We start from the raw sequence: 11,100 nt of genomic DNA, 5'->3' as shown, positions 1-11,100 counted from the left end.
CGCTCGGCATCCGCGGCCTGCAGGGGATAGGCCCCCAACGCCATGCCGACCGCCTTCCGCAGGTCCGCATCGGCGGTCGTGAAGTCCTGCAGCCGCATCCCCCACTGGCCACGCAGGAGCAGCAGGGCGATCACGTCGCCGGGATCGCTGTCCAGTTGCGCCATGGCGTAGCCCAGGCTGCGGTCGAGCGTGCGAACGGCTTCTTCGCGCCGTGCGAGGTTCCATTGCGCTTCGGCCACGTGGGCGAGCAGTTGCACGCGCACGCGCGGTGCGCTGCCGTCGTCGACCTCGTCCAGCGCCGCCAGCGCGGCCTGCGCCGTCGCCAGCGCTCGTTCCGGCTCGCCGGCGACGGTCTGCATCGCGGCCAGCGTCGCTTGCACGTCCAGTCGCGTGCCCATGTCGGTATCCGGGAGCCGCGCTGCTTCGTCCGTCAACGCCTGCGCCTGACGGTAGTCGCCGATCACGGCGTGGTTGCGCGCGAGCATGAGCAGGCCGCGCGCCAGGACATCGGGGTGCTCCTGCAACGGCAGTGCGCGCACCTGCGCTTCGGCCCGTGCGAGCAGRTCCCTGGACGAGAACCCCTGCTGTCCCAGCCCCGACAGCGTCGCATTGCCAAGCGTCTGTTCGAAGAGGGTCGACAGCGCGGTGTAGGCCTCGGCCTCCTTTGTGGCCTTCTGCGATTGCAGATGTGCCGCCGTCGCGGCGGCCCCCAGCGAGACGACCAGCAATGCCGCCAGCGCGCAGGCGTTGCGGTGGCGCCGCATGAAGGTGAGCGCCCTGTAACCTGGCAGTCCCTCGCGGGCAGCGACCGGTTGGCGACGCAGCCAGTGACGCAGGTCGTCACGCAGCTCATTGGCGGAGGGGTAGCGTTTGGCGGGGTCGGCCGCGCAGCAGCGGGCGAGGATGGCATCCAGGTCGCCGCGCAACTGGCGCGACAGCGCGCGGCCGTCGGGCGCGCCCCGGGACCGCGCCGCCTCCGACGTCGCGTCTCGCGCAAGGCGCGACGCCGGCTCGGCGTGGACATGCGCCGTTGCGCTTTTCGATCGCAGAGAGGTCGGCGCCTGCGGCAGGCGTCCGCACAGCAGCTGGTACATCACCGCACCGAGCGAATAGACATCCGCCGCCCGTGTCGGCCGCTCCGGCGCCAGCGATTCCGGCGCAGCGTAGCCTTGGGAGACCGCGATGCGGCGCAATGGCCGATCACCCGCCAGCGTGGCGGCCAGGCCGAAGTCGACGATCTGGACCTGTCCCTCCACGGTCACCAGCAGGTTGGACGGCTTGATGTCCTGGTGCACCACGCCACGCTGGTGGGCGAAGGCCAGCGCCTCGCAGGCCTGCGACATGAGCTCGACACGCTCACGGACGGTGCTGCGATGGTGCTCGCACCACCGGTCGATGGTCTCGCCTTCCACGTAGCGCAGGGCGAACCACGGCACACCGTGGTCATCGATGCCGCCGTCCAGCAGATGGGCGATGCCGGGATGGTCGAGCTGGGCGAGCGTGTTGCGCTCGTTAAGGAACGCATCGACGAGGCGGGGCGAGGTCAGTTCTGGACGGATGCACTTGATGGCGACGCGCTGGCGGTACTGGCCGTCGTCGCGCTGCGCTTCGTAGACCGTGCCCATGCCGCCGCTGGCGAGGACAGCCGTGATGCGCCAAGGGCCGATGCGGCTGCCGACCCGCAGGTCGAGTGCGGAGGCGGCGGCCGACGGGATCTCCTCCAGCAGGCGGTCGGGAGGTGCGTGGTCGACCCACTGTGTACGCGCATCCGCGGCCAACATCGCTTCCAGCACGGCGTGCACGGCGGGCTCGTCCGCGCGCAGGCCTTCCATCGCGCGTTCGCGCGACGGCTGATCGAGGGTCACGAAGTCCTCGAACAGCGACAGTGCCCGGAGTTTGGCGGCGTGGGTCGTCATGGCAGGGTAGTCGGGGCGATCAAGCGGGAGACGCCGCGTGCGCCGGGGTCGGAAACCGCTGGGGCCGCGGTTGCGGAGTCCGTTTCCGCGCGCGGTCGCCTGACACGTTCTTGTACCGCATGGCGTACACATTTGTGAACGCATTGGGCTCGACTCACAGTCGAGCGTAACGAGGATTCGCAGACACCCGACGCAGCGTTCCATGCCCGGCTGCACGGCGGCGTGTTGCCATGCAGCATAATGAGACATGACCACGTCTTCTCCTCTGCCGTCCAGGGCGCCGAGCGATCTTCCGCTGCCGCCACGACAGGCCGGACTCATCCTGTTCGCGCTGACGCTCGGTGGTTTCGCCATCGGCACCAGCGAATTTGCCAGCATGGGCCTGATGCCGAACATGGTGGCGTCGCTGGGCGTGACCGAGCCGCAGGTGGGGCACCTCATCAGTGCCTACGCACTGGGCGTCGTCGTCGGCGCGCCGCTGCTCGCCATCCTCGGTGCCGGCTGGAAGCGCAAGACCCTGTTGCTGGCCCTGATGGGGTTCTACGCACTGGGCAACCTCGCCAGCGCACTCGGACCGACCTATGAAAGCCTGCTGGTGTTCCGCTTCGTCGCGGGCCTGCCGCACGGCGCGTACTTCGGTGTCGCCGCCCTGACGGCCGTGGCGATCAGTCCGCCGAACAGGCGCGGCCGTGCGATCAGCCTGGTGATGCTGGGCCTGACGCTGGCCATCTTGATCGGCAATCCGCTCGCCACGTGGCTGGGGCAGGTGATCGACTGGCGATGGGTGTTCGCCGTGGTCGCGCTGGTCGCGCTGGGCACGATGCTGCTGCTCGCCATCTGGCTGCCGGCCGGCATCGACGGCGCCAAGCCCAGGCCCCTCGATGAACTGCGCGCGTTCAACCGCCTGCCGGTGTGGCAGGCGCTCGCCATCGGGGCGATCGGCTTCGCCGGCATGTTCTCGGTCTTCAGCTACCTGGCGCCGACGATGCTGGACGTGACGCAGGTGTCACCGGCGTGGATACCGCTGGGGCTGGCGGGTTTCGGCGTGGGCGGGGTGGTGGGCAACTTCGTCGGGGGCTGGCTGTCCGACCGGTTCCGCCTTCGCGGTGCGTGGATGGTGCTGGCATGGGCGACGGTCGCATTGCTGCTGTTCCCGCTGCTCGCGAACACCTTGCCGACGATCCTGCTGGCGACCGTGATGATCGGGCTGATGGGGGCGCTCGGTCCGCTGCTCCAGTCGCATCTGATGGACGTGGCGGGCGACGCGCAGACGCTCGCGGCCGCCTCGCACCATGCCGCCTTCAACACCGCCAACGCGCTGGGTCCGTGGCTGGGTGGCATGGCGATCACGGCGGGATACGGCTGGACGTCGACAGGATATGTGGGTGCGGCCATGGCCGTCGCCGGCCTGCTGCTCTACCTGTGGGCGCAGCGGACGTTGCGGGGCAGGGCCACGACGCCTGCCGTCGCATGCGAAACCGCGGGCTGACGCAGGCGTTATTCGGGCGCGGAGGGCGACGGCGGCGAGCCCGAGCGCCAGCGCCGCGTCGTCCGCTGGAAGAACTGGCTGTTGGGAATCTGCAGCACGGTGTCGCCACGCAACGCGTCTTCTTCCAGCAGCGTGGTGTAGAGCAGGTTGATGTCGATCACGCGGCCCCGCAGGCCGGGCTTGTCGCCGTTCTCCAGCACTTCGATGTGGTCGTGCACGCGGAACGGCCGCGTGGTCAGGATCAGCACGCTGCAGAAGATGTTGGACAGCACGCTCCACGCAGCGAAGAACGCGACCGCCGCCACCGCGGTGAACCCGGTCAGCGCGGTCCACAGCACGCCGCCGGAAACACCCAGCCGGCCCAATGCCACCATGAAGGCGGACACGTAGACCAGCACGCCCAGCAGCCGGCGTGCGCTGACGGCGACCTGCGCGGGCAGGCGGTAGTGATCGCAGATGCGCCGGACCACGATGCGCAGCACGCGCAGCAGCAGCCAGGCGCCCAGCAGGATCGCCAGTGCCTGCGCCACGGGAATGGCGAAGCCGGCCCACTCCTGCAGCAGGGAAGGTATGCGCAGCGATGTCATCGGGCGTGGCTTCCGGAAACAGGGAGGACCGACGATGCCGCCGACATGCCGAGGATCAGGTTCATGCCGGAAGGGTGGCGCGGCGGCGCGCGATGGTCAACCGCACGCCGACGTCACGGATCGAAAGGATGCGCCTTGCCGCAGGCGACGACATGGTTGTGGTCGCTGGACATGCACTGGTAGAAATCGCGCCGCGGACCGTGGGCAGCCTTGCAGTCCTGCACGGTCAGCACGTCCAGCAGTGACCGGAGCGAAGGTGTCACGGCATCGTAGGCGGCCCGCGTCATGTAGCCCCCACGCAGGTTCCTTTCGCCGACCTCGAGCATGGTCTCCACGCCGTAGCGGGCATTGTCGATCGCCTTGTCGCACGCCAGCGCCACGTCCGTGTCGCCGACCCGCGCCAGCTGCGCGGCGATCGCGTCGACATYGGCCTGAACGTCCACAGGCAGGGTGCGCGGCGTCGGCGTGCCCTGCCCGTATGCGCTTGCCGGCAACAGCAGCAGGCACGCGATGGCGGCGAACGCGTGGCGTCGTCGGCGTCGAGGCGCCATGCAGCGAGGGGTCATGGATTTGACATGGGTTTGAAGGAAAGCCGCGATTCTAGGGTGCTTGGCGCTTGTGGTGCGCTGCCCGGGCTTGCCAGAATGCCGCGGGGACGGATCGGGCGCGGGCGGACATCGCCGCGTGATGTCCGGGATGCCCGCTACTTCCACTATGTGAGGACCACATGACCTACAAGCTACTTGCCGCCATCGCGCTCGTCCTGTCGAGCGTGGCGCCCGCCGCCATCGCGGGTGAATGCGAGGACAACTTCAGCAAGTCCGGCAGCATCTTCTCAGGCAACGACTTCTCCAGCCGTGTCACCGTGCCTGACCTGTCGCTCAAGGATGCGATGGGGCAGATGCGCGGCATCATGATCGCCGAGAAGATGGACGTGATCACCGAGGATGCCGAGACCGGCACGATGCTCGTCGAACAGCGCTCCACCGGTACCACGCGGGCAATCCCGACGCTGATCAACATCAGTGCCGAGGGAACGGGCGCCGTCGTGCAGATGACGGTGAAGACCGAGAAGGGCCAGATCGCGAAGGCGGACGCGATGCGTCCCTACATGTGCCAGCTGCTGGGCAAGGTGAAGGGCGGCAAGGAAGGCCGCACCGCCGCGGCGCAGGGGGCGAAGACGCAGAACAACGCCGACGTGACGGTCAAGGACGTCTATGTGTTCTCGCGCGAGATCGCGCGCGAGGCCAAGGGCAACGCCCTGGCCGTGACGGCGCGCCACAAGGGCCGGAACTATGCGCTGCGTGGGCGCGTGGACTACATCCAGGAAGACGGCGAGGACTACAATGTCTCGTTCGACATTCCCCAGCCCGGTTCCGGCCTGCTGCAGGTACCGGGCGACAACGAGCCGCGGGTGGGCGTGGCCTGCCTGTTCAAGCCGAACCAGCTGGCGAACGTGCTGACGTTCCGCAAGGGCGACAAGGTGACGTTCAAGGGGCAGTTCCTGCGCTACGACGACGTCAAGCGTGTGTTGTGGCTGCAGAACTGCGTACAGACGCGCTGAGGAGACCGGGCAAGGACCGAAGGTTCTTGCACGGCAGGAATGAAAAGGGCGCCGCGAGGCGCCCTTTTCGTGTCCGTCCGCGGGAAGCGATCGGTCGCGCGTCAGCTGTCCTGGCGGCGGAAGACACCGACATTGGTGTAACTGCGGCCGTCGCTCAGGTGGCCGCGCATGCGGATCACCAGCGTGTCCGCGTCGACCAGTTCGCGTTCCGACCACTGGACCTCCTTGCCCTCGTGCCAGGTGGTCGAATGCAGCTGCGTGGGTGACACCGACTCGAAGCTGAGCGCGTCGGCATGGGGCGTGCCCCGGTACGGATAGGGCGTGCCGTCGGCGCGACCATCGAACGCGGCGCGATGGCGCTTGCCGTTGCGGCCCAGCCACTCCGACGCGATCGACAGGGCGCCGTCCTCCGCGCAGGCGAGATGATAGTGCGCGCTGCGGGGCGCGCGGCCGAGCTGGTAATCGCACTGCTCGGGCAGCAAATCCCAACTGCCTTCGAAAGCGGCGGCGGCATGGATCGTCATCTGCACTCCTTGTGCGCGGGGACCGGTCGGAAGGAGTGGTCATGCTAGCGAGACCCCCCGGTATGGCGGCTGCCAACACGGTCCCAATTCCGCATGCGGCGCTCACGCCGGGACGGGAAATGACAGTGGTTGAAGCGAGAAATGCGATGGCGGCCACATCGTGCAGGCACCGCACGTCGGCGTATGCCGCAAGGCCCGCGCCGGACAGAAGCCGGTCACCTATTGTGAGATGAAAAATCCGCCGCGCCGGCGATCAGCGGTGCAGGCGGTCCGGCGCGGTGACCGGAACCTGCAGGTCGCGAAGCGCCTCCTGCACGTCGGCTTGGCGGAGCCAGGGCGGCGCATCCAGGTCGTGCGCCAGGGCATCCGCGACCAGCAACTGCACCAGCGCATCGTGGAGCGCGGCATCGGAGCGCTTCAGCAGCGCCAGCGCCCGCGCCTGTTCGTCATCCGCCATGTCCGAGTAAAGGTCGAACAGGCACATCGCGCGCGCGCGGGAACGTTTCATCCGCGCAGGCCACGTTTGCGGACGACCGCGACGACGGGCTGCCGGGCGCGCGACGCGGTCCGGTGCGGGGCTTCTTCGAGGCGAGGTCGATGGTCCACACCAGGAGCTTTCGACACGCGGGAAGGATTCCGGACGTGCGTCCCACGGCAGGTCGATCGCCCGATGGCTCACAGGGGCTCGGGGAGCTCGCCGTCGCCCAGGTGACTGAACAGGAAAGCGCGGGCCTTGCGCCAGTCGCGCCGCACGGTGCGCTCGGTCACCTTGAGCACGTCGGCGATCTCCAGCTCGCTGAGACCGCCGAAATAACGCATCTCCACCACCTGGGCGAGCCGTGCGTCGAGCTTGGCAAGATCGTTCAGCGCCTGATCGAGGATCAGCAACTGTTCCAGTCGCGGGCTCTGGCCCGGCTCCGTGCTCTCGTCCAGCGGCAGCAGGTCCATGCCCTCGCCGCGCTTTTCGGCCAATGCGCGGCGTACCTCGTCCAGCAGGACGAAGAGCATCGCGCGCGCGACCAGGGCGACCAGATGGGCGCGGTTCTCCACGCTGAAATCGGCACTCGCCAGCTTCAGCCACGTCTCGCTGATCAGCGAGGTCGGCGACCGCACGTGGCCGCGGCGCTGCTGCCGGATCTGCGATCGCGCGATCTGGTGCAGGTCCCGGTACAGCAGGGCATAGATGCGGTTCCAGGCCTCGGGCTGTCCATTCTCGACCTCCCCCAGCAACTGGGTGACGGAGTCGGGGTCCGGCGGCGGAATCGTCGCGATGTCCAGTGCCCCAGGCATGCCGGTTCCCGCAGGCGGTGATCCGTCGATGTCTGGTTGTTGTGCCATGTCCGGACTGTGTCCTTCATCACGATCTCGTCCCTTGCAGATATGAACCGCCGCGGGGCGAACGTGCAAGCCGTAATGCCGGCTTCGCAGCTGTTTGCCCATCAGAACCGGAGTTGAGCGGAGGCAGGGCCTGGACGGCAGGGATACATCGACAGAACGGGATCCACAAGGGGATGTCATGCGGAGTGTGAAGAGGGTCGGGCAAGCGGTAATCGGAATGTACGAACCGACGGCGACAGGCATCGCCGTGGTGGCGATGGGGGATCGCGCATGACGCACGACGGAACCACGACCACGCCTCCTGTCGCAGGCGACACCACGCGCGACGAACCGGCCGTAGTCGTGCCACAGGCCCCCAATCTTTCGGTCCCGCAGGGCGTGGGGCCGCGCGCGATCAGCCAGTGGCCCATCATGCAGCGCCTGACCGCCGAGGAGTGGAAGCTGGTGATGCAGGCACTGCCGGGCCGTGTRGGCGCACGCGCCCGCCATGGCGGCAATGCGCGCCGTTTCATCGAGGCCGTGCTGTGGGTCGCCCAGACGGGCGCGTACTGGTCGGACCTGCCGCGCGACTACGGTTCCTGGCATGGCATCTATGTGCGTTTCATCCGGTGGTCGCAGGACGGCAACTGGAATGAGGTGCTCGCGCGCTTCGATCCGAAAGACCAGCGCGCCATCGACCTGCACGCGCTGGTTGAGCGCTACCTCCACCGAAACAACACGAAGCATCTCAGCCGCGCGATGCGGGCGTCCTGAAGGCATGCCACGCGGCCCATGCCGCGACGGAGACGAGGGAAGAAGGAATCAGCGAACACGCGGTGCCGGCCGAGGTCAGTGAAGCAAGCGCCCTTGGCCCGTCACACGCGCCCCGCTAACCGCCGACGATCCCCTGTCGGCGGCTAGGCGACCCGCTTCGATCCCCAAGAAGCGGCTCGTGGCCGTCCATGCCCGACACATGGCCGGCATCGCGCTACGGCGCCGGAGGGGGAGGTGCAATGCCTCCCCCTCTTTCTTTGGCGCCACACACAGGCAGCGCTCCCTTGCTCGCATGTCCTGCCGCCGCGGAACGGCGTACGGCGTGCCTCACGGCGCCGCCGCATCGGGGCGAAGGAAAAGAAGATGACGGCAAGGTAGAGCGGTTTCAGTACACCGCCGACGCATGCAGCGGTGCGGCGTGGCGCCACCCCGCGCGTGCGTTGAGAAACCCGAGCTCCACCAGCACGGCCGTCCCCGCCACCACGCCGCCCTGCCGCTCGACCAGTTGCACGGCCGCCTTCAGCGTGCCGCCGGTGGCGAGCACGTCGTCGACCACCAGGACGCGTGCACCCGCCGGCATCGCATCGGCGTGAATCTCCAGGCGATCGCGWCCGTATTCCAGCCCGTAGTCGAGCGACAGGGTGTGGGCGGGCAACTTGCCCGGCTTGCGCACCGGCACGAAGCCCACCCCGAGTTCGCGTGCCAGTGCGGCGCCGAGGATGAAGCCGCGCGCTTCCACTCCGACGACCGCAGCGAGCGATGCCGCGCGCCATGGCGCGGCCATCGCATCGACGGCATCGGCGAAGGCGCCGGCGTCGGCCAGCACCGGCGTGATGTCCTTGAACAGGATGCCCGGCTTGGGGAAATCGGGGACATCGCGGATCAGGTCGGTCCAGGCGGGCATGGGGGCAGGGTGTGGGAAGGGCAGGCGATGCTAGCGCATGCGCGGTGACCGCACCGGAACGCGACACCCCGGGTGCCACGTCATGGGATGCAGTCTCCCGCGTCGACCGGCTAATCGGGGTGCAGGCGCGCGCGTATCCTCGCGTTTTCACTGCCCGGAACCCCTGATGAGCGCCGTCCTGTCGATGTACGAAGCCTCCGTCCCCGTCTTCCTGCGTGCCCTGAGCAACCTGCGTCACTCGCTGGCGAAGGGCGAAGCGCACGCCCTTGCCCGGGGATACGAACCGGCGGTGCTGCTGCAGTCGCGGCTGTATCCCGACATGTTGCCGCTGGTGCGACAGGTACAGATCGCGGCCGACACCGCCAAGTTCGCGCCGGCGCGGCTGGCCGGCGTGGAGTCGCCGCGCTTCGAGGACGTGGAGTCGACCTTCGCCGAGCTGTATGCGCGACTGGACGCGGTGAGCGACTATCTGCGCACGTTCGACGAAGCCGCCCTGGAGGGCAGCGAAGCACGCACCGTCACGCTGTCCACGCGCACGCGCGGCGACATGACCTTCGACGGGCGCAGCTACCTGTTCGGGTTCGCCCTGCCGAACCTGTTCTTCCATGTGGCGACATCGCACGCCATCCTGCGCCACAACGGCGTGCCTCTCGGCAAGCGCGACTACCTGGGCGGATGAGGCCTACGCCAGCGACTGCGCCGGCAATGGCCACGCGGGCGGCGGCGCGGTGACGGCGATCAGGTCAGCGCGCCACTTGCGCATCGCGGTGTCCGCCATCGCGTAGCCCCAGTTGACCAGGCGCTCGTCCACGCCGCTGTCGAACGGTGCCAGGCGCGTGGCGATGCGCCGCAACGGCTGCGACTTGGCGTGCTTCACCGGCATAGCGTCCGTTAGTCCGTAGTCTTCCACGTCGCTCGCGATGCCCCAGTACGTGCCGCGTGCATGGCCGGGTGTTCCGGGTGCCTGGTTGAAGCGCGAAATCAGCCAGCGCTTCCGCAGCCCCCGCGACTGGTCCGTGGCGATTTCCATCGCCGCATTGACCAGCGAGAACCAGTCGGTCTTCACCTCGGTGTCCTCGAGATAGGGCGCGCCGGCATCGCTGACCAGCACGTAGTCGTACCCCTTCATCCAGACCGGCTCCAGGCCGAGGTTGTCGTACGCGCCGCCGTCGGTCAGGTGGAGGGTGGGCGGAGCGCCGAAGCCGCTGGCCCGACGATGCGACGACAGGCGCCACAACGCCGGATCCAGCACGAGGTCCATCGGTGAAAGGAAGGGCGGGAACGCACTGGATGCCGCCACGGCTTCGCACAGCGTGGCGACATAGGGATGCTCGCCGACGCGATAGTCGCGGATGCCGTCGCGTTCCAGGTAGACCTGCCGTCCGGTCGACAGGTTGGTGGCGCAGAAGGTGAAGCGCGGCGCGGGAGGTAGCTGGTCGAGCCGCGGATCGTCGCGGAAAAGATGCTTGCGGTAGGCACCGATCAGCGTTTCGTTGACGCTCTTGAACGGGTTGAGCATGCCGCCGATGATCGTGCCCGTATCGATCTTCTCCTTGCAGAAAGCCAGGATGCGCGCTTCGATGCGCCGTGCGCGATCCCGCGCATCGCCGCCGGGATGCGTGCGCAGATCGTCGGCCCATACGCCGGCGGCAATGGCCCCACCGGATACCGCGGAGACATGGATGATGCGGTCCAGCACGCCCAGTTCCGCCAGGCGACGCAGCGCGCCCGCGTGGAACAGGGTGGCGCGGTAGCCGCCTCCGGAAAGGCTCAATGCGATCGATGCGGACATGGTGGGGCGCTCGGCAGGGACGGGAGACAAGGATCGCGCGGCGAGGTCTCGCACCTTGCGATCCTTCATGGCAACGCGGCCACGCGCAAGAGACGGACAGGCTGCACCGCCAGTACATGCATGTATGTCGTGAGCGGTTGGCCGTTGCGTGCGTGGCCGCGCGTTGGCAGGAGTGCAGTGGCGGGCATCGGTTGGTGTGACCCGTTCGATGGTGGCGTCCGTCATGCAGGGAG

Annotated in this window: 12 protein-coding genes; 4 read left to right on the top strand and 8 right to left on the bottom strand. The window is 68.3% G+C overall.

Annotation, left to right across the window (positions count from 1 at the left end; translation table 11 throughout):
• Positions 1 to 1,916, bottom strand: a 1,916-nt coding sequence (locus AC04L7_RS05180; RefSeq protein WP_475512635.1) for a serine/threonine-protein kinase, incomplete at its 3' end; no start/stop codon positions are given.
• Positions 1,917 to 2,163: 247 nt separating this feature from the next.
• Between AC04L7_RS05180 and AC04L7_RS05175 the strand changes: the two genes are divergently transcribed.
• Complete coding sequence (locus AC04L7_RS05175) at positions 2,164 to 3,405, top strand: MFS transporter (protein WP_299346865.1); 1,242 nt, start codon at positions 2,164 to 2,166, stop codon at positions 3,403 to 3,405.
• A gap of 8 nt (positions 3,406 to 3,413) precedes the next feature.
• Here AC04L7_RS05175 and AC04L7_RS05170 read toward each other — a convergent pair whose 3' ends face one another.
• Together AC04L7_RS05170 and AC04L7_RS05165 are read right to left on the bottom strand one after the other, a co-directional pair.
• Positions 3,414 to 3,992 (bottom strand): mechanosensitive ion channel family protein, encoded by a 579-nt coding sequence (locus AC04L7_RS05170; protein WP_436000401.1) that lies wholly within the window; start codon positions 3,990 to 3,992, stop codon positions 3,414 to 3,416.
• 113 nt (positions 3,993 to 4,105) lie between these two features.
• Positions 4,106 to 4,558, bottom strand: coding sequence for a hypothetical protein (locus tag AC04L7_RS05165; RefSeq protein ID WP_475512634.1), 453 nt, complete (start codon positions 4,556 to 4,558; stop codon positions 4,106 to 4,108).
• A 161-nt stretch (positions 4,559 to 4,719) separates the two neighbouring features.
• On the opposite strand from AC04L7_RS05165, the gene AC04L7_RS05160 reads away from it, so the two are divergent.
• Complete coding sequence (locus AC04L7_RS05160) at positions 4,720 to 5,556, top strand: hypothetical protein (RefSeq protein ID WP_296282848.1); 837 nt, start codon at positions 4,720 to 4,722, stop codon at positions 5,554 to 5,556.
• Positions 5,557 to 5,657: 101 nt separating this feature from the next.
• Here the strand turns inward: AC04L7_RS05160 and AC04L7_RS05155 are convergent, their stop codons facing one another.
• From AC04L7_RS05155 to AC04L7_RS05145, 3 genes are all read right to left on the bottom strand, one after another.
• Positions 5,658 to 6,080: a hypothetical protein gene (locus AC04L7_RS05155; RefSeq protein WP_436000397.1), complete on the bottom strand. Its 423-nt coding sequence runs from the start codon at positions 6,078 to 6,080 to the stop codon at positions 5,658 to 5,660.
• Positions 6,081 to 6,333: 253 nt separating this feature from the next.
• Positions 6,334 to 6,588, bottom strand: a complete 255-nt coding sequence (locus tag AC04L7_RS05150) for a hypothetical protein (RefSeq protein WP_436000395.1) — start codon at positions 6,586 to 6,588, stop codon at positions 6,334 to 6,336.
• A gap of 167 nt (positions 6,589 to 6,755) precedes the next feature.
• Entirely contained in the window at positions 6,756 to 7,370 is a 615-nt protein-coding gene (locus AC04L7_RS05145) for an ECF-type sigma factor (RefSeq protein WP_436040768.1), read from the bottom strand.
• 318 nt (positions 7,371 to 7,688) lie between these two features.
• On the opposite strand from AC04L7_RS05145, the gene AC04L7_RS05140 reads away from it, so the two are divergent.
• Positions 7,689 to 8,171 (top strand): transposase, encoded by a 483-nt coding sequence (locus AC04L7_RS05140; RefSeq protein ID WP_299346855.1) that lies wholly within the window; start codon positions 7,689 to 7,691, stop codon positions 8,169 to 8,171.
• 385 nt (positions 8,172 to 8,556) lie between these two features.
• Here AC04L7_RS05140 and AC04L7_RS05135 read toward each other — a convergent pair whose 3' ends face one another.
• Entirely contained in the window at positions 8,557 to 9,075 is a 519-nt protein-coding gene (locus tag AC04L7_RS05135) for an adenine phosphoribosyltransferase (protein ID WP_436000391.1), read from the bottom strand.
• Between the two features lie 166 nt (positions 9,076 to 9,241).
• Between AC04L7_RS05135 and AC04L7_RS05130 the strand changes: the two genes are divergently transcribed.
• Positions 9,242 to 9,754, top strand: coding sequence for a DUF1993 domain-containing protein (locus AC04L7_RS05130; RefSeq protein ID WP_299346851.1), 513 nt, complete (start codon positions 9,242 to 9,244; stop codon positions 9,752 to 9,754).
• A gap of 3 nt (positions 9,755 to 9,757) precedes the next feature.
• On the opposite strand, the gene AC04L7_RS05125 is transcribed toward AC04L7_RS05130, so the two are convergent.
• The gene (locus AC04L7_RS05125) at positions 9,758 to 10,867 is read right to left on the bottom strand and encodes a patatin-like phospholipase family protein (protein ID WP_436000389.1); all 1,110 of its coding nucleotides are present in this window, start codon (positions 10,865 to 10,867) and stop codon (positions 9,758 to 9,760) included.
• Positions 10,868 to 11,100 lie beyond the last annotated feature (233 nt).

Source organism: Pseudoxanthomonas sp. LjRoot204_2, assembly GCF_056175765.1.
Note: the sequence above shows the minus strand (reverse complement) of the source record. Positions and strands in the feature narration are given on the sequence as shown.

Excerpts from the sequence above, each read along its gene's own strand:
- AC04L7_RS05145 (WP_436040768.1), bottom strand. The coding sequence starts at position 7,370 with ATGCCTGGGGCACTGGACATCGCGACGATTCCGCCGCCGGACCCCGAC.
- AC04L7_RS05150 (WP_436000395.1), bottom strand. The coding sequence starts at position 6,588 with ATGAAACGTTCCCGCGCGCGCGCGATGTGCCTGTTCGACCTTTACTCG.
- AC04L7_RS05155 (WP_436000397.1), bottom strand. The coding sequence starts at position 6,080 with ATGACGATCCATGCCGCCGCCGCTTTCGAAGGCAGTTGGGATTTGCTG.
- AC04L7_RS05130 (WP_299346851.1), top strand. The coding sequence starts at position 9,242 with ATGAGCGCCGTCCTGTCGATGTACGAAGCCTCCGTCCCCGTCTTCCTG.
- AC04L7_RS05170 (WP_436000401.1), bottom strand. The coding sequence starts at position 3,992 with ATGACATCGCTGCGCATACCTTCCCTGCTGCAGGAGTGGGCCGGCTTC.
- AC04L7_RS05125 (WP_436000389.1), bottom strand. The coding sequence starts at position 10,867 with ATGTCCGCATCGATCGCATTGAGCCTTTCCGGAGGCGGCTACCGCGCC.
- AC04L7_RS05175 (WP_299346865.1), top strand. The coding sequence starts at position 2,164 with ATGACCACGTCTTCTCCTCTGCCGTCCAGGGCGCCGAGCGATCTTCCG.
- AC04L7_RS05160 (WP_296282848.1), top strand. The coding sequence starts at position 4,720 with ATGACCTACAAGCTACTTGCCGCCATCGCGCTCGTCCTGTCGAGCGTG.